Genomic DNA, 20118 nt, shown 5'->3' with positions numbered 1-20118 from the left:
TTATTGATCCTTTAACGCATTGAGTATGTTGTTTAATGAAAATTGAGCACTTGATTGGTTTTTTGGAAAGCTTGCTGGACTTTGTCTAATTGAAAGTTTTGTGATTTCTCTAAGGGTGTCTAAGGACAGTTGATTGTAGCCAAACACTTGATGTAATTGAGTAGAGGTATAATTTTGATTCAAACAATTTGCGAGAACATCAAGCTTAGAGATGACTTTAAACTGCTTTGATTCTAGTAAATTTAAAACATCCCGTAGAGCTGAAAGAATATTCTCATGATGATCAAGATTCTGATATCCCTTGAATTTAAATTTCAGCGATGGGTCATAGAAATATCCATGTATTCCTGCGAAATGGCTTGTAAATAAATATGTATCTTCCTTATCTGTAATGATGATAGGGATTTCACATTTTGCATCTGACAGAAGTTTAAAAGTGAACTCACGTTGTTGAATCTCAAGCTGAGAAAAAAGTGCATGCCAACACACAAAAGCATGGATGCTTTGTGGGTAGCAATATAAATTCAGGTTTTTGGATGACACCCGAAATGTTTTTAGTACTTTATTCGTTGAATTTGTCATGAGTAAAACCCAATTTTAAGACTGCTTTAGATGACTTTCTTCTTTGGTTGATCGTATTTTGTTTGTGTATTCTTAATATATGCAGGAATTTTTATAATGTAAATATTTTGATGGTTTTATTTAATTTTTATTGCATTTATTTTTTGAAAAATACGTTTATTGAGATTCTTTGGTAAAAGAATACTCATGCCTCATTGGTATTATAATACTCATGGATTTAAATATTTTTACTGCCCATAACTTTTTATTGTGTGTAGTATTTTTTTATATAAATAAATCAATTTATTGCTTTATTTGAATTGTTGTGAGAATTAAAAAATATGCACGTGATTGATTATATGAGTCAGAGATGGATCCGTAAATTTGAACAACTCCTATAAGTGATATTCTGCTCCTCAAATGATGTTACAAACATCAATATATGGAGTATTTTATGGCACGTAGACCAAGAAGAAATCATTCAAATGATTTTAAAGCTAAGGTAGCACTTGCTGCGATTAAAGCAGAAAAAACACTTGCTGAATTGAGTGCTGAATTTGATGTTCATCAAAACCAAATTATTGACTGGAAAAATCAATTGATCTCAGCTTCCTCGCAAGCTTTCGATCAATCAAAAGCTCCATCAGAACCCCCCATTGATCTTAAAAAGTTACATGCAAAAATCGGTGAGCAGGCATTAGAAATTGATTTTTTAGAAGGTGTATTGAAGAAACTGGGCCGCTTCAACCACAAAAGTTAATCGACGACTCACTTCAGATTTCAGTATCTAAGCAAGCTAAGCTGCTGAAAGTCTCCCGTGGTTGTTATTATTATCGCCCAAAACCTGTTAGCTCATCAGATCTGAAGCTGATGCGATGTATTGATGAATTACATATGCAATATCCTTTTGCAGGCAGTCGTATGATGCGTGATTTGTTGAATCGTCAAGGGCATCATATAGGACGACGTCATACACGTACTTTAATGAAGAAAATGGGTATTCAGGCGTTATATTGCAAACCAAATTTAAGCCAGGCTAATCAAGCTCACCGTAAATATCCATATCTGCTCAAAGGGTTGGCTATTCAGCGCAGTAATCAAGTGTGGTCTACGGATATAACGTATATTCCTATGGCAAAAGGCTTTGTTTATTTATGTGCTGTGATTGATTGGCATAGCCGCAAGGTACTTGCGCATAGGGTATCGATTAGTATGGAGGTGGATTTTTGTATTTCGGTTTTAAATGAAGCGATTGAAAAATATGGATCACCTGAAATATTTAATACAGACCAAGGCAGTCAGTTCACCAGTGATGCATTTATTGATGTATTGAAATCAAATGGCATTCAAATCAGTATGGATGGTAAAGGTCGATGGGTAGATAATGTGATGGTTGAACGATTATGGCGGAGCGTTAAATATGAAGAGGTGTATCTCAAAGCTTATAGCAGTGTCACAGATGCGAAAAAGCAATTAAGTGCATATTTTGAGTTTTATAATTTGAAACGACCTCATTCGAGTCTAGACAAAATGACACCAAATAAGTTTTACTATGATCAGCTACCCCAACAAAACAAGGTGGCTTAACTAGAGCGGAATATCACTTATAAATACGCTTTTAGTTGTTCAAACAAGTGGGACCACCTCTTGACAATCGCTGAGTAAAATTGCTCTATGATTAAAAATACAGAAATGATAAATTCGTAAATGGACATAACTTGCTTTGCTTTTCTTAGTCGAAAATTAAATTGGGTTATGTCCTTTTTATTTCAAAGACTTAAAAAGTTGAGATTCGCGTAAATATGTCATATAAATCTAATAATACATTAAGTCTACCAAGGGTTGTTCATGTGGAAATTATCGCTTTTAACTACTGTAATTTCATTGGTGGTAGCCTCTTGTGCATCTGATCCTTACTCAAAGCCTTCTGCTTTACGGTTTCAAAATAATAAGCAAGGTTATAATCAGGAGATCAATGTCAACAGAGATGCTAAATTATGCGCAGGGGATACAAGAGATGAACAGAGTTGCCCAATTCATTTCTATATTGACAGTATTGAATCAGGTAAATTCTATATCAATAATACGGCAAAGTATTATTTAAAACCAGAAGTTTATAATTTCAAAGTTAAAAATTGTAGCGGCGAAAAAAATTGTCAGAGTTGCGATGTCGACTTGCGGCCAGATCAATTAAAAGATCGTAACTTTATTCTTTCTGTAGATGCTGCTGGTGTACCTTTTATTTCAAATAATGGTCATCCTTTGGCTTGTAGACAACAGCCAGCAGCTCAAAAGCCTGTCGTTGCTCCTGTTGAGCATACTGAAACAATTGATTTGGCAGCCGATACATTATTTAAATTTGATGGTTCATCTTTAAATGATTTATTGCCTAAAGGCCGTCAGGAAGTTCAGGACGTAGCATCAAAAATTTCAACAGGTTTTGTTTCTGTCAGTAAGATCATATTGGTCGGTCATACGGATCGTCTAGGAAGCGAAACTTATAACCAAAAACTTGGTCAGAATCGTGCTGAAACTGTACGTAGTCTGCTTGTTCAAAATGGCGTATCCGCAAATATTATCTCGGTGGCAAGTGCAGGGAAGAATCAACCAGTCACGGACGGCTGTCCTACGGTTAAATCTCGTGAAGCACTAAAAGCATGTTTACAGCCCGATCGTCGCGTGACGGTACAAATTACGGGCATTACCAAGTAATTCAGCATTTAAAAGTTTCAACGAATATAGGCCACACAGAACATGACAAATTTTATTGTAGTAGAAAAAGATTCTTTAAATAAAGTATCTATCAACACGCAACATATCACTTTAACAGAAGCATCAATTGTCCATACCAAAATGCATCGTAATGATGTAGCAGAGTTTTTACGTGATGGCAATAACCTGATTTTAAAGTTAAATAATGGTGAAACTGTCCTTATCGAAAACTTCTTTGTCGTATATGACAAAGTTGATTCTGATCTGGTTTTTGAAGAAGATGGTTGTATCTTATACTGGTTTGATGGTGTTTCTGGTTTTAAGGGAATACCTGGGCTTGAGGTCTTATTACCTGCTAGTGCGGCAGGTGGGTCTTTACTGCCATGGATTATTGGTGGTGGTGCTGTTATTGGTGGCATCATTGCAGCCGCAGGAAGTGGCGGTGGAGGGGATAAAAACGCATGGCCAATCGCCGTTAAGGATGAAATTACAGGTGTTGAAGATACCCCAGTTAATGGCAATGTTTTAACTAATGATCGTGATCCTGATGGAAACGCAATCACAGTTACTCAATTTGTTGTGGAGGGTAAAAGCTATAATGCAGGCCAAACCGTTACAATTGATAAAATTGGCGAGCTAACGCTCAATGCCGATGGAACTTATCACTTTGTCCCTGCGACTAACTGGAATGGCACCGTTCCAACAGTTGCTTATACAATTAGTGATGGCCAGGGTGGAACCGCTTCAGCGGAATTGGTAATCACAATTACACCTGATGCAAATCCTTCGATTAGCATAAAAGATGAAAATGGCGGCAGTGAAAATCCGAACAATACTACTGATACATTAATTGAACAGGGGCATGTTACTGTATATGAACAGGGTTTAACTGATACATCGGGTTCAAATAAAGAAACGGGTAGTATTACGATTGGGGCTGGTGATGGCGTAAAGTCTGTTACGGTTGGTGATACCAATATTTTGCTAACAGATCTGGAAAATGCCTCAACTACACCGATTATTATCAACACGCCTCATGGCAAGATCATCATTACTGACTATACGCCAAATGGTCAGGAATTTAATGGCGTATCTACGGGTGGCACCATTACTTATGAATATGAACTAGATCAACCTGTTACCAACGATGCATCACACACCGATAACTTTCTGGAAGAAGTCGGTATATCTGTGACAGATCAAAGTAATATTGTGAGCAGTGGCAGTCTAGTCATTAGCATTATTGATGATGCACCACTTGCCAAAAACGACATCGATAATGTGGCTGCTAATCAATTTACCCCTGAAACTGGAAATGTACTGACGGGTGTTGGTACGAGTAGTGGGGCTTCAGGTGCAGACAAAATTAGTGCCGATGGAGTGAGCATCTCCACAGTGGTTAGTGATAATGTATCTGCTAACGTGGTAACAGATGATGGCACAACGCTGACGATCGAAGGGCAGTATGGTACTCTAATACTCAATAAGACCACAGGTGAATATAGTTACGAGCGTCATGAAGGTACGCCGGGCGGTGTAAATGAGGTATTTACTTATACATTGGTTGACGGTGATGGGGATAGCTCAACAGCTAGCTTGACATTAGTCATTGGCAATAGTGCGCCTCTTGTTACGCTTCCTTCGAGCGATGGAGAGAGTACCAAAGTCTATGAATCAGGTTTGAATAATGGTGGCTCTAAAGCATCTACTGATAAGGAAACAACAAGCGGTACAATTGCTTTTACCTCTCCAGATGGTTTGGCTTCTCAAGATGCAGTGAAGTTAGGTGGACATACCCTAACGACAGCAGATCAAACATTCTCGGATGGTTTAACTGCACGCTATGAATACAATTCGGCAACTGGTACAGGTACTATCCACTATAGCTACAGACTTCCTGCGAATACGTCAGGTGATAATACCAATGCAACATTTGCAGTGGAAGTGACAGATATCGATGGCGATAAAACAGCTTCGGGTGATCTGGTTATTAATATTATAGATGACGCACCTGTTGCGAAGCCTGACACGAATAGCATTACAGAAGACAGCGTCCCTAATCCAGTCAGTGGCAACGTACTGACAGGAGGCGTATCTAGTGGAGATACAGCTGATACCCAAGGCGCAGACAAAGCTAACGTCAGTGGAGTACAGGCTGGAACAGTTGCGTCAGGTGAACACGTAGCAAATGGCGCATTGAATACAGCAGTGAATGGAGAATACGGAACATTAATTCTCCGTGCTGACGGTAGTTACACCTACCAATTAAATAATAACAATACGGATGTAAATGCCCTTAAAGATAACCAAAGCCTCCAAGACGTATTTAGCTACACCATTACCGATGGAGATGGAGATAAATCGACAGCGACCATTACCATCACCATTAACGGACATACCGATGGCGCACCTAACGTGGTTATCACTGATCATAATGGATCAGCGCTTGGTGCGAACAGCATTGCCGAAAATGCAACGACCCCAGTACAAGGCGAGTTTACCGTCAACGCAGCAGATGGACTGAAATCTATCACGATTGGTGGCACGACCATTCTGACCAGCGAACTCTTGGGTCTATCCCCGACCACACCAAAAACAATCATAGGTACACAAGGAACACTGACCCTTACCGACTATGATCCAGTAACAGGCAAAGTCAGTTATAGCTACCAACAAAGTGGCACCAGCAAAAACCACAGCGGTGGTGATACTAGCGTAAGCGATACTTTCCCAATTATAGTGACAGACAATGCCAATGAAAGCTCAGCAGCGACGAATCTGGTCATTCTCATCACAGATACCGCCCCAGAAGCCAAAGCTGACACAGGCACAGTGACAGAAGACGGTGCAGCACTTGAAGGAAACGTGATCACAGGTGGCAGTAGCAACAGCACAGATGTTGCTGACAGTTTAGGTGCAGATGCAACACAAGTGACAGGAGTCAGCAAAGGAAGCTCAACAACAGAACAAACAGGTAATGTTGGTGGAACAGGACTTGCAGGTGACTACGGCACACTGATACTCAATAGCGATGGTAGTTACAGCTATACCGTTGACCCAAATAATGCAACCGTGAATGCATTAAAAGATGGAGGCAAGCTCACAGAAACATTTAGCTACACCATTAAAGATGCAGATGGGGACTGGAGTACCACAACATTAACCATCACCATTAACGGACATACTGATGGCGTACCAAGCATTACACCGAACGATGAGAACGGAAACAATGTTGGTGGTCAGATTACAGTGTATGAAAGTGGTCTAAGTACAGGTAGCAATGCAAGTGCAGCGAGCGAATCTGCCAGTGGAACGATTCAGATCAATGCAGGAGATGGCTTAAGCAGTATTAACATAGGCGGACAGACCTTTAGCCTTTCACAATTACAATCACTGAGTAGCAGCAACCCATCGGCAGCGATCAACGTCGCTGGTGGAACCATCGTTCTAAATGGTTTTACGGCAAATAGCAGTGTAGGTGGTATCCCAACTTCAGGTAGTTTGAGTTATACCTATACTTTGAACAACGCCCAGACACATAGCGCTGTTGGAAATGATGATTTACTTCTGAGTGGCATTCCACTGAGTGTCACAGATGCAGGAGGGGTAACCACAACAGGTAGTCTGGTTGTACAAGTGATTGATGATGTTCCAACTGCTGTGAATGATAGCAATAGCATTCCTGTAGGTAGTTTGGCAGTAGTTACTGGTAATGTGGTCAGCAACGACACGAAAGGTGCAGATGGCGCACGAGTAACTACAGTAAAATCAGATACTGCTGGTGGGGCAGATGTCACGATTAATCCAGTTGGAAACTATCAAGTTAGTGGTCAATATGGCACATTAACGATTCATTCCGATGGTAGCTATAGTTATGCACGTAATGCAGGTTCAGCTGGTGGTGTAAGTGACGTATTTACTTATACTTTAACGGATGGCGATAACGACAAAGCAACAGCACAATTGACAATCACTATTGCTGATGCAACCCCGACCAGCACAATACCAATGGCTGGTGGTGCAACAACGACAGTCTATGAATCTGGTTTAAATGGTGGTACAGAAGCTTCAACTAATAAAGAAACCACCAGTGGCACAATTAGCTTTACCTCTCCAGACGGTCTGGCAGTCAGTGATGCAATCAAGCTGGGTGGGCATACTTTAACTACCACGAATCAGAGCTTTTCAGATGGTCTAACTGCGCGTTATGAATACAATGCAGCAACTGGAACGGGTACGATTTATTATAGTTATACCTTGCCTGCAAAAACGAGTGGCGATAATACAACAGCTACTTTCGCTGTTGAAATCAAGGATGCTGATGGAGATAGTGCAACAGCAGGGAATTTGGTCATCAATATTGTTGATGATGCACCAATCACCGTAGCGGATACAGGAAGTGTTACAGAAGGCGCGCTTTTGACCAAAGATGCAGCCAGTGGTGTACTTTCTAACGACCAGTCAGGCGCAGATGGTTGGGCTATTGGTGGCGGTGTAGTCGGTGTTGCTAAAGGCAATACAGGTACAACTTCGAGTACTGGAGTAGGAACAAGCATCACAGGTGATTATGGTACGCTTACATTAAATGCCAATGGTAGTTATAGCTATAAAGCGGATCCAAACAAAATAACAGCCAATGCACAGGATGTATTTACTTATACAGTGCGTGATGCTGATGGTGACTTAAAAACATCTACCCTTACCATTAATGTGCAGGATGTTACAGCCAATCCATTAACTACAGTGGGTAGCGTACGTGAGGATGGGATTGATGCCAATGGTAGTCAGCCTGCGGGAACAGATGCAACCAGTAATAGCAATATTGCTACGGGTCATCTCAACTTACAGACTGGCTGGACGGCAATCGCAACAACTGGCACTACAGCAAATGGAACGTATACCGTCAATTCAAATGGTACTTATAGCTTTACTTTAACTTCAGCAACCAAAGATTTAGCAGGCAATGAAACCAATAGCTTCACTTACACTGCTGTAGACCAATATGGCAATACGGTTACCAATACAGTGACAATTACGATTGTTGACGATAAACCTAAAATCAGTGAGAACGATGCAAATGTTGGTCGTGTAACTGTTGATGAAACTAATTTTGTCTCAGGTTCTGTTTCAGCTACAGATGCTAATTTTGTCAAAGATGTATTCACCCCTGTGTATGGTGCAGATGGTCAAGCTACAAGTAATGCGTTGATTTATGCACTTAACATTAGTTCCAATGGTGTGGATAGCGGATTAGATACCACCAGCGGCCAAAATGTCTTGCTGTATAAAGTAGGTAATCAGATTGAAGGACGTGCGGGTAGTGCATCAGGCGATGTGGTATTTCGTATCTCCATTGATCCGACCACGGGTGCTGTTACCTTAACTCAATCAGAAGCACTTAAACATCCAGTGGGCGGTTCTTCTTATGATGAAAGTCTTTCTATCAGCAATGCAGGTTTAATTACCCTAACTGCAACTGCTACAGATGGTGATGGTGATGCGGTCACCAGTGATCCTGTTGCGGTAGGTGATCGTTTTATCTTTAAGGATGATGGGCCATCAATTGGTTCTGAGCCAGCAGTAACTTCTGTAGATGAAAAAGGTCTAGCGACAGGAAGTGAACCAAACACATCGTTACTCACCGCAGAAGGCAATTTGAGTGTGAGTTATGGTCAGGACGGTTCAGGTAATGGCGGTGGTTTAAGCTTTGCTGCAAATCAAACTGCTTTAAAGGCAGTGCTAGATAGTACAGGTAATAGCGGTATAAGCTTTAGTATTAATACGGCAGGTAACGTACTGACAGCCAAGCGTGGCGGCAGTGATGTGTTCAAAGTCACTTTGGATACGACTGCAGGCAAATATACCTTTGAACTATTGGGTTCATTAAACCATCCAAGTCCTACTACACCATTGAATCTGAATTTTGACTTTATTGCCAAAGATGGTGATGGCGATACGGCATCTGGTAGTTTCGTTGTTCAAGTGATTGATGATGCACCAAAAACTGAGATTGTGATCACGATGGATGAGGATCATAGTTATGGTCCGTTCACCACCTCAGCTGATTCACGACTTGAGAATATTACCATTCAGGATGCGAATGGTAATACCATTGCTGGAACAGATAACGGTAATGGAAGCAAAAGTTTCAGTGTTGCACATGGCACTGTGACTGTAGATGAGGCTGGTCGAATTACTTATAAACCTGCCGATAACTATAGTAACTATGATGGAAGCTCTTCGACCAGTCCCGATACATTTAAAGTATTAGTTACTGATGACAGTGGGCAAACCACAACAACCAATGTGACTGTAAATGTAAATCCAGTCGCAGATGCTCCTACCTTAACTGTTGTGGATGATGAGGTTGAAACCCCAGAAGATACAGCGGTAAGTTTAGGCTTAAAAGCACCAGTTGTAACCGATAATACTGATCAAAATGGCAATACAACAACGGGTGATAGCCCAGAACGTCTAGGCGTGATTACCTTAAGCGGTATTCCTGCTGGCGCAGCGCTCTTATCTGGTACTGATACTACATTATTCACATCGAATGGCGGCAATATCTCCATTTGGTTAACCGATGTTAATCATCCGACTGATGAAACCAAGCCAACAGGTGCTTTGGAGATGACGTCTGCTGAGTTTGAAGCATTAAAGGTTTTACCACCTGCGGAAAGTCATGCCAATTTTACCGTAACGGTAAGTGTAACCAGTTATGAAGTTGAGGATAGCGGTGCTAAAGTTTCTGGTGTTAACGGTGCAACCAGTACTGCAACAGTCGTGGTCAATGTTCAGGCGGTTACGGACGGTATTGATCTGAAAATTTCAGATGGCACTAGTTTTGTTGATACAGACAGTACGACACCTGTGATTAAAGAGATTGAGGAAGATACTGCACTTAATTTGACTAATTTGTTGCAAGTGACATTGGCGACTGGTGACGATGGTAATTCGATTGCCGACACCGATGGTAGTGAGCAACGCTGGATGACCATTATGGGGTTACCAGAAGGTACAACCTTAACTGTAAGTGGACAGCCTCACACCATTACTGCAACAGAATCGTCGAATGGCTATCGAATAGACATTCCAAATAATTACAATGGCGTTTCACCAAGCTTACCATCGATTACAGTGACACCACCAAAAGACTTTAGTGGTGACATTAACAATATCCAGATCACGCTACATGCGCAGGACCAAGATAGTGATGGTGTAGGTAATGGGCCGACTACTGTAACTAAAATTACTGACAGTGTTTATTTAAATCTACATGTTACGCCAGTAGCAGGTGATGTCGCAGCAGGTGATGTTTCTACCAATGAAGACACAGCAGTTGCTTTCCTGCAAAATGTAAGAGTGACGGATACAGGTACAGATACAGGTACAGAAGTTATTACAGAAGTCGCATTTGAAATTCCGACAAGTTGGTTCGTGATTGCTCCAACCAATAACGGAGGATGGAATACTCGTGGAGATGGTTCGAGCAGCTCCCCATATACCATCACTTTTGACAACAATTTGAGTGAAGCACAGCGTGAGGCTATCTTGGATGGTTTCACAATTTTGCCGCCAGCACACAGTAGTCAAGATGCAACCATTCAAGTGAGTGTTACATCAACAGATACCAATGGTTCTGATACAGATACCAAGACTGTAGCATTGCCAGTAAAAGTCACTGTAAATCCTGTTGCTGAAATCGTGGGTAATCTTTCTGGTTCAGGTGATTCTGACAAAGATAGTACAGCTGACCTGACCATGACAGGTGGTCACACTTACACGACAGCAGGTGCAGAAGACACATGGTATACACTGGGTACTGAGAGTGGATTTAACCTTGCCAATGGCTGGACGAATCAGGACGCAGATGAACTGACTTATGCACATTTAACTCCTGAGTTAGTTTCAGGGGATAGCTATGCGACAGTCATCGGATCACAATTCAAATGGACTGATTCCGATGGTGAACATACTGCGACTTATACAGGCACACCAATTGATGTACCTGTTAGTGCATTGTCAACATTACAGTTCTTGGCTCCTGAAAATGTATCGGGTACTTTCAAAATCAAAGTTGAAGCTTATACAGTAGACTATGATGATGACAATGAAGGGACTGGCACACCAGCGACAGCAGTATCAGGTGAGGCTTGGTTAGAAGATATTATCATCGCACCTGTTGCTGATGGTATTAATACCTTGTCATTAAATGGTCGTGCGATTGGTTTGGAAGATACGCCAATCCCACTGTCGATTACGCCAAGAAGTTCTGATCCATCAGAAACCTTTAATATCACCATTTCAGATATTCCTGATGGTGCAAAAATTATCTATGGCGGTGTAGAACGAACGATTACTAACGGTTCAGTCACGATCTCTAACTTTAGTACATCTACGCCACTGACGATTACTCCACCTTTTAACAGCAATGAAAACTTTACCTTAAGTGTTACTGCGACGACGACAGATGGTAACCAGACATCTTCTGGATCAAGCGTGTTGTCTATACCTGTTACAGTTTATGGTGTAGCAGATACACCGACAGTTACCTTAAAAGATTATGACAGTAATCAGTCTGGTGTACAGTCTTATACAACCACTGAAGCTAATCTGGATGGTACTGCCCAGCATAAAGTGTCACTCTCTAATTTGATTGAAAATGTTTCATCGATTGATAATACAGATGGCTCAGAAAGCTTTACCCTTCGTATCACTGGCTTAGCCAAAGATTTCAATCTGGGTGGACCAGCCACTGTTTTGGTCACTGGCACAGGTGAAGAACGTGTCTGGGTGATTAAACCAACAGATTTAAATAATGTATTTATCACAGTACCAGAGAATTACAGTGGCAATGTGAATTTCAAAGTTGCAGGCGTTTCTACTGAAAATGATGGTGATTCCAAAACTGGTGCATTAACTGATGTTAATTTCATAGTGACACCTTCTGCCGAAGCAGAAGCAACGACCAGTGCGACACTGGTTGAAGATGAAATTACGACCCTGAATTTTGGCATTGTTCATGTAAATGGTGACAATGACGAAACTTTGGGACATGTTTGGATTGCACAGGATCAGGCGGCAGGAGCAAACTATACTTTATATCTGGGTACTGGCACATCGGCTGTTCTTTTAAGTAATGCAGGCTTACCAACTGAAATGATTGATGGGAAGACTTACTATAAACTGACTGCTGAACAAGCTCAAACCCTTGCAGCTAAAGGTGGTGATCAGCTTGATGGTGATCAGGGCTTCTTCACTTACAAATATGAAGTGACCGATAATCATTATGGTTCGGTGCAAACCGCACCAGCGGACACGGTGGTTAAAGATGGAGAATTAAAATTAACGGCGAGTGCAGTTACCGATGCTGTTGAGTTATCTGTTACTGGTATTTCTGGAATAAGCAATACCACTTCATCATCAGATCAACATGAAAATGATGATGCTACTCCAGACACCGCAACGCTCACTGCAACGGATACTGTGACCGTTAGTCTGAACGTCGCTTCGATTGACCATGATGGCAGTGAACACGTGGTTCGTATCTTGATCGAAAATGTGCCAGAGGGTGTAACTGTACAAGGTGCAAATGTTCAACAGATAGGTGCTGGTACATGGGTACTGGTCTATCAGGCAAATAATGCACCTTCAATCAACGCACAGGGTGGTATTGATGTACCAGTCACTTTCAAGATTGGTTCCGACGCGGATGGCTTAACAGACCATCCGATTAAGATAACTGTACAGACACAAGATCTAGGGTCTGATTTGACTGCTATAACAGACATCAAATCTGATTCAGTGACATGGTATCTAAATACAGATTTTGCTGAGGCTCCAGGCAGTAAAGCACCGCTTATTGACCAATGGCAATATAATGATGCATCTGCTACGGAAGATACACCATTTAAATTAAGCGATGTGGTAGATCAAGCCATTACCATTCAGGATAATTCGGCAAGCAACTTGTTTACTGTCACCTTGAAAGATTTACCAGCAGGTACAATCGTCAATGGTATGGTACAAACCATGATCGATACAAATAATGATGGTAACCCTGATACCCCAGTATGGACAGCAAGTGTTACGGTAGATCCGAATGCCACTGATGCCGAAGCCGAAGCTGCTTTGCAAAATCTGTTAGACAGTATTGTGATCACGCCACCAGCAGACTGGAATGATAATGGTCAATCTGGACAGTTCCATTTCGATGCGACACTTACGACTTCGGTCTTGGGTGGCGCTACCGAAGAGGCAACGATTCAAGACATGACGATTCCAATCGCTCCTGTGACGGATAATCCGATATTCACCATGTCTGGAGATAGTATGGTGGGTGAGGGTGCGACAGCAATCACAAGTTCTATTACACTCGACCCTGCCGATGGAAGTTTTGGTAAGGTTGTCGATGGTAAAATGTATGTGCAGGTCAATGCTGCTGATACAACCGATGCCATGGAAGGTGGTCAGCTATACATCACGGGTAGTACAACACCACTTGTTTTACAAAGTGTAGATATTGATGGTGATGGTACAACTGATGGTGATTTCTACGTCATTGACATTGGTGAAAATGGCGGAACAGTAGACTTAACGTATACCATGCCAAATGGTGAGAAAACTGTACCAGGTAATGTATCATTTACTGCTTATGCAAACGTACAAGAAGACGGTGCAGATGTTAAAGCAGTCAGTGTCACGGGTTCTGTGGAAGTTCAACTGATCAATAATGGTGTAAATGTTGTTTCACAAAACTTTATTGGTAATGAGTCAGAACTGGCAACTAAAGCCAATGCAATTGAGCTGACTGGTGCAGGTGGACTAAGCGTGAGTTTGAACGATTCAGATGGTTCAGAGTCTTATGGTGCAATTTTGCTATCTGATGTTCCAAATGGCTTCTTGGTTTATGTCGGAAATGATGCGGCATCCGCAACGCTTGCAAGTAATGCAGGTGGTGATGGCACAACCAACACTTGGGTACTCTCAGAAAGTGGTGGACTACCAGTTTATGTTGCGATATTACCGCCGATACACTGGAGTGGTACTGTTGAAAACTTACAGTTGGTTGTAACTTCTGGTGAAAGTAGCTTATCTCCTTTAACTGAAACCAAAGACATTGGAGATTTGGTGGTTAATGCCGTAGCCAATGGCGTTGATATCAAACCGACTCAAACTTTCGGTAAAGAAAATGAGATTATTCCACTTAACCTGAATGCATCGATGCATGATCCAAAAGTTTCAGAAGTTGCAAATGACAGCAGTACTGAAACTATGACCATTAAACTCACAGGTCTGGGTCAATATGCCTCTTTTTATATCGATGGTGTACAGATTTCATCTAGTCAAATTACAGTAAGTGGAACTGGATCAAGTACGACTTATACCATTACAGGTTTAACCCAAAGCAATATAGATAAGTTAGGCTTTAAACAGGCGAAAGCAGCTTTAACTGATCAGGATTCAGCGACTACAGGTACACAAATCGGGGTAGAAGCATGGACAGTTGAAAGTGGTGCTGGAAATAGTGCATCTGCTCATGTTTCTACGAACATTACTGTAAATATGACGGCCCAACGGGCTACAACAGGTAATGATACCTTGCTATATACAGCAAGTAGTATTAATGCTGGAGCAGGTACAGATACGATTCAGCTCCGTTCTGGTGAAACTGTATCAGGTGCTACTTTGGCAGCAAATCTGAAGAATGTTGAAGTGCTGGATTTGTCTGTAAATGGAGCAAATAATATCACTAGCCTGACAGCATCACATGTATTGACCATGACTGATGCGGCACATACCTTGAAGATCAATGGTACTGCTGAGGATACTGTTGGACTTGGTTCAGGCTGGACACAAAGTGCAACCAATAATGGTTATGTGACATACACCAGTACCGTATCGGGTACGGCTGTCACTTTGCTGGTGAGTGAAAATGTTCATACCCAATCTGGAGTAAATCCATTATCAGCGAGAAGCTTCAGCGTAGCTGAAACCAGTTCGGATGATGTGATTGTGGCCAAAGCGGGTAACGATACCATTACGACGGGTCAGGGTCACGATACATTGATTTATAATGTGCTAGATGCGAGTGATGCCAAAGCGGGGCATGGTATTGATCATTGGACAGATTTCGGTTTTGGTTCTACCGCAACAGATAGCAATGCCGAAACGATTCAATTCTCATCAGAATTCTTTAATGATTTGCTTAGTGATAGTGATTTGACATCATCTCATCTTTCACAAGTCGAAAAATTCATTAAGGTTGACTATGATGCAGCAACTGAATCTGCAACCGTGAAAGTAGATCGTGATGGTGAAGCAAATGGTTCAAATTATCAGGATCTTTTGGTCTTAGAACATCAAACTTCGAATGTAACGCTTGCAGAGCTGTTAAATAATCATCAAATTACGATTGGCTAACTTATCGTGTTGATGAATAAAAGTTGCCCCATCCGTGGGGCAATTTTTATGCTAGATGTGAATAATTTCGCTAAATCATTTAATGGCAAAACAAAATTCCAGTACAATGCTTGAGTTTTGATTTTCCTCATCATTATTATAGTCGTGAAACAATATCATGAATAAACGGGATGTATTAATAAAGACGAGTTTATGTTCACTTCTTAGCCTTTATATGCCTGAACCGTACCGGGTTTGTCGGAGACTTTTTTATTTAAGTTAGGCCACCTGACCTAACGGGTTAATCTTATAATCGTACATTGCTTCAAGCTCAAAAGACGATACATAACTCAGCGCATCAAGCACCATATCTGTATTCTTACGTGTTGATACTTTCCAGCCAACAATTGCACATGAAAAAACATCAATAATAAATGTGGTTTAGACCCAATCTGAATGAGTTTTAATATATGTGAAGTCAGCGACCTGAGATACCGTCTTGGTAGTCAATCAGGTTTTGAGATTATTCGGCTAATAAATAATCTCTTTGATAGGCAGTCTGATGTTTTAAAACGCTATAACACAGATCTCTGTACACGGCAAATTTCATAGGATCCTTGTCCTATCAGGCTTTTTCTTTCTTAAAATTGCTAGCACTTTCTTAAATTCTTCTTTTTTTCCAAAACCAATCAAACGTAGAATAGCCATTTGAACATAGTCCAAACCGTAGCGAAATAAACTTACTGAAAGTCGTCCATGCTTCTTTATTTTTATCGCTTTTTTCCGATCATGTTGCCATTCACCTGTTAAATAGCACCAACAGAAACCGATAGCTAGCACTGCTATCAATTTCTTGACTCGTCTAGGGTCTGTTAAACGAGTATTTTCAAGATTGAATCCACGTCCTTTGAGACAACTAAATAACGTTTCGATTTCCCAGCGTAATGCATAATCACGAATAGCAGAAGCATTAAACATAGGAGAAACAACAAGTAAAAGCTCTCCATCTTCTAATCGTAGCGCACTAATATACAGTTTCACTCGACCAACCCAAATACGTCGTTTACGACATTCAGTTTGACCAACTTGAAGATGACGAAATAAATCACTAATTTTATGATTCTTGGCTAAGTGATTGGTCACAATAAAGTTTTTTTAACACGTATACAGAAGTTAATGTCATTTTCAATTAACCATGTAAACCATTTCTCACCGATAAATTCTCTGTCTGCAAACACATTCACTATACGATCTTTACCAAAAATGGAGATAAAGCGTTGAATCAAAGTAATACGCTCTTTTGTATCTGAATTTCCACGTTTATTGAGCAATGTCCAAACAATAGGTATCGCTATTCCACGATAGACGATGGCTAACATCAAGATATTAATATCTCGTTTTCCCTATTTCCAATTAGTTCTATCCAAAGTTAATTGGACTTTATCGAATGAAAATATATTGAAAATTAACTGAGAAATTTGACGATAATCGAAATACTGATCTGCAAAGAAGCGTTGTATACGTCGATAAAATGATTGTGGTAAGCACTTGATGGGTAAGGCTTTAGATGCAGAAGAAAGATTACATGTCTGTTTTACAATTAATGCAAGCATAATCAGTGTAAAACATTTTGCATGTGACTTGTTCCACTTTAGATATTTGTTTAAGATGAGATGTAACTCATTGAAATGTGTCATCATATTCGTCGTCAGAAAACAAGTATTATGCCATTATTTCAATGAGTTATCTTTTTTTGTCGTGTACAAAGGTGAATATTATTGAAAATGGAGTAGCCATCAAATTCTGAAGTTTTCCACACATGGAGTTCTTTTATGCGATTAGAAATATCTAAATCTGCAGTGAGATTTTTAAACATATTTAAGTAGCATAAGTTGAAACCATACGCTTGTGGATGAATGGTGATTCTGCTTTTTTTGAAATTTTTTAGAGTACTTATCTGTGTTGCTGGAAACTTCAAAAGTAGTTCAGATGTCAGATCCATGTGTGCTATTGAATAAAAATAATACAGCAATATTCACGTATATTTAGAGTTTTTGAATATGGCAGGAGGTATCATTTTTTCCTTGTTTTTAAAGTTTATTTATTATTGAAAGTTTCAAATTTTCCTCCTCGATTAGATACTCACTATTAGTTAGCTATATTTGTGAGTTGGCAAAAAATATCATGTTTCTATTATGATGTTCACATAGCAGATTACAATGAATACAGTAGGGATGAGTATAGTTGATTATTACAATAACAATGCTCAAATTTGATCTTTTTTAATGGTAATTAAAACCAAATAGGAATCAATTTTTGATAAGTATATGGCTTTGTTGCACAAAGATTTCATAACTATATGATTTTAAAAGTTTTGATTATTTTTTGATCCAAAATTAAATTTATTTAAATCAGATGCTTACATATTTATGCAACAAAGCCCATTGTGTTCTTACGCAAACCTGCACCGATTGGCCTTGGTTTAACCAGTCTACATATACTAGATGAGCCACTCATTGTGGCCTTACCCAACAATCATCCTTTGGCTGAACAAGCCGAACCAATTCATTTGCTGGATCTTGAACCGCATGATTTTGTGTTGTACCGACGTTTAGCGGGGCAAGATTTATTTGATAATATTTTGGCCAGTTGTTACCAAGCTGGATTTAGTCCCAAAATTGTACAAGAAGCGCCACGTTTAACCTCGAGTTTAAACTTGATTGCTGCAGGGATTGGTTTATCCATCGTGCCTGAGGCCATTCGTGACTTTTGGAATAAGCAGATTGTTTACAAAGCACTCAAGGCGAACAATCCATGTATTGCGCCGATTTATGCAGTGTATAAAGAAAATATAGACAATGTCCGTTTGCAACACATCTTAAAGTTATTGCAATAATTCGTTCAATATTGAGCACTTTATTCTGCCTGACAAGAGTTTGCTTAAAGTACTAAGGTCAGAGTGATGATGTGTTGTATTTAAAGTTTTATACCTATAACGAATGCTCGTATGGAGCAAAATATAATATTTAGCAATATGAAATGTTTAACCCATGCTTTTTAATAAAATTTCTTTTGCACTCACGGCTCTGATTTCTTCCACTGTGGTAATGATGAGTGGTTGTGCAACCAGTCTGTCTAGCACCGCTTCAAACACACAACAACAGGCGCAAAATGCCTTATTGGTCTATGGTGGACCTATTTTAACCATGCAAGGCATGCAGCCCAGCTATAGCTGAATACTTACTTTATTATCACACTTAAAACCATAGGAAATGAGGTTTTACAGATGTTTCCATGTGCTAGTGTTTTTAGAATTTAGCTATAGTTTTGTTTCCCATCTACTTTGATGCCATTTTTTTTATACTGTCACTGAGGCAGGTTGGACATTTGATTTCTAGAGTTATTTGCATTTCTCTATTTTATCAAAATTCAACCTGCTTTTTTTTAGCATACTTTTTGATACACCACCAAAAATTGGATGAGTTTTGCTAAATAGCTCAAAGTTCAGTTTGTATGTTGATAAATGCATATTACTAGGGTCTGTTGACATTTGTTGATTAAAAAAATAGCGAGATAGTAAAATTAAATCGCCAAACCCAATTTTACACTCGCTATGCCTCGAACAATGCTAAATGATCAACACTGGTCCAAGTTACTTGCTATTTTCCGTCACTTTAATATTTATCTCAAATTAAATTTACGGAATTTTATTGAAGCGATTTTATTTCGAATTAGAACAGGCTGTCCTTGGCGTGATTTACCTCAAGAGTTTGGTAAATCAAATTCTATTTTTAAGAAATATAATCGATGGTCTAAAAATAGTAAGTTTATGAATATTTTTAAATTATTCAGCCAGCATGCTGATAAAGAGTGGATTTTTATCGATGGGAGCCATGTACGAGCGCATCAACATTCAGCTGGTATTAAGAATCAAAGTATTTCCAAAAGTATTGGTGGTAATAGTTCAAAAATACATTTAGCAATCGATTCAAATGGTAATCCTATTGAATTTATTATTTCAGATGGAACTTCACATGATATTAAGGTTGCACCTGATCTTGTATCAAAATTAGATTTAACAGAGTCAGAAATGCTATGTGCAGATAAAGGCTATGATTCAGAAAGTTTCAGAAAGAAAATTAGAGAAAGTAATACGAAAGCAAACATTCCTCGAAGATCAAATGCCAAATCTAGCAATGATGATATGGACTGGTATATGTATAAAATCAGACATTTAGTTGAAAATGCATTTTGTAGATTAAAACAATTTAGAGGAATTGCCACAAGATACGATAAGCTAAAACGTAACTATCAAAGCGCTGTTGCTTTAGCTTGTATATTTATATGGTTGCCTCTTTAGCTCAATTTATCGGCTGTAAATGTCAACACACCCTAATATAGAGCCTGTAAATAAATTTCAGTAGTTTTATCATTTATTAGGGA

The 20118-nt window shown here is 39.7% G+C and carries 6 protein-coding genes and 5 pseudogenes; 6 read left to right on the top strand and 5 right to left on the bottom strand.

Annotated elements, in window-relative coordinates; translation table 11 throughout:
* Nucleotides 1–582, bottom strand: a complete 582-nt coding sequence (locus F955_RS13385; RefSeq protein WP_004895799.1) for a hypothetical protein — start codon at nucleotides 580–582, stop codon at nucleotides 1–3.
* Nucleotides 583–1003: 421 nt separating this feature from the next.
* Here F955_RS13385 and F955_RS16435 point away from each other — a divergent pair.
* The 3 genes from F955_RS16435 (at nucleotide 1004) to F955_RS13365 (ending at nucleotide 15696) form a co-directional block, all read left to right on the top strand.
* Nucleotides 1004–2148 (top strand): IS3-like element ISAba14 family transposase gene (locus F955_RS16435; RefSeq protein WP_100222409.1). Its coding sequence is split into 2 segments (ribosomal slippage): nucleotides 1004–1268 and nucleotides 1268–2148, totalling 1146 coding nucleotides; the frame shifts between segments, so codons are not numbered across the junction.
* Nucleotides 2149–2409: 261 nt separating this feature from the next.
* Nucleotides 2410–3273 (top strand): OmpA family protein, encoded by an 864-nt coding sequence (locus F955_RS13370; RefSeq protein WP_000265727.1) that lies wholly within the window; start codon nucleotides 2410–2412, stop codon nucleotides 3271–3273.
* A 42-nt stretch (nucleotides 3274–3315) separates the two neighbouring features.
* A complete protein-coding gene (locus tag F955_RS13365) occupies nucleotides 3316–15696 on the top strand; it encodes a VCBS domain-containing protein (RefSeq protein WP_004895794.1) in 12381 nt (4126 codons plus the stop codon).
* Nucleotides 15697–16026: 330 nt separating this feature from the next.
* Here F955_RS13365 and F955_RS16635 read toward each other — a convergent pair.
* The 3 pseudogenes from F955_RS16635 to F955_RS13350 all read right to left on the bottom strand — a co-directional run.
* A pseudogene (locus tag F955_RS16635) lies at nucleotides 16027–16161 on the bottom strand (IS3 family transposase); the annotation flags it as partial.
* Between the two features lie 120 nt (nucleotides 16162–16281).
* Nucleotides 16282–17372 (bottom strand): annotated as a pseudogene (locus F955_RS16630) (IS4-like element ISAba33 family transposase).
* A 68-nt stretch (nucleotides 17373–17440) separates the two neighbouring features.
* Nucleotides 17441–17677, bottom strand: a pseudogene (locus tag F955_RS13350) (hypothetical protein); the annotation flags it as partial.
* 441 nt (nucleotides 17678–18118) lie between these two features.
* Here F955_RS13350 and F955_RS13345 point away from each other — a divergent pair.
* Both F955_RS13345 and F955_RS13340 read left to right on the top strand, forming a co-directional pair.
* Nucleotides 18119–18571: pseudogene (locus tag F955_RS13345) on the top strand (LysR substrate-binding domain-containing protein); the annotation flags it as partial.
* A gap of 154 nt (nucleotides 18572–18725) precedes the next feature.
* Entirely contained in the window at nucleotides 18726–18911 is a 186-nt protein-coding gene (locus F955_RS13340) for a hypothetical protein (protein ID WP_004895784.1), read from the top strand.
* An 85-nt stretch (nucleotides 18912–18996) separates the two neighbouring features.
* On the opposite strand, the pseudogene F955_RS16625 reads toward F955_RS13340, so the two are convergent.
* Nucleotides 18997–19085 (bottom strand): annotated as a pseudogene (locus F955_RS16625) (transposase-like zinc-binding domain-containing protein); the annotation flags it as partial.
* A gap of 203 nt (nucleotides 19086–19288) precedes the next feature.
* On the opposite strand from F955_RS16625, the gene F955_RS13335 reads away from it, so the two are divergent.
* Nucleotides 19289–20035 carry an IS5 family transposase gene (locus F955_RS13335; RefSeq protein WP_026056797.1) on the top strand — a complete coding sequence of 249 codons (747 nt, stop codon included), beginning with the start codon at nucleotides 19289–19291 and terminating at the stop codon, nucleotides 20033–20035.
* The last annotated feature ends 83 nt before the right edge of the window (nucleotides 20036–20118 follow it).

The sequence above is a fragment of the Acinetobacter schindleri CIP 107287 genome (assembly GCF_000368625.1).
Lineage (GTDB): Bacteria > Pseudomonadota > Gammaproteobacteria > Pseudomonadales > Moraxellaceae > Acinetobacter > Acinetobacter schindleri.
This window is presented reverse-complemented; position numbering and strand designations above follow the sequence as displayed.

Bases quoted from the DNA above. Each gene is read 5' to 3' on its own strand.
- F955_RS13385 (WP_004895799.1), bottom strand. From the start codon at position 582: ATGACAAATTCAACGAATAAAGTACTAAAAACATTTCGGGTGTCATCC.
- F955_RS13370 (WP_000265727.1), top strand. From the start codon at position 2,410: ATGTGGAAATTATCGCTTTTAACTACTGTAATTTCATTGGTGGTAGCC.
- F955_RS13365 (WP_004895794.1), top strand. From the start codon at position 3,316: ATGACAAATTTTATTGTAGTAGAAAAAGATTCTTTAAATAAAGTATCT.
- F955_RS13340 (WP_004895784.1), top strand. From the start codon at position 18,726: ATGCTTTTTAATAAAATTTCTTTTGCACTCACGGCTCTGATTTCTTCC.
- F955_RS13335 (WP_026056797.1), top strand. From the start codon at position 19,289: ATGCCTCGAACAATGCTAAATGATCAACACTGGTCCAAGTTACTTGCT.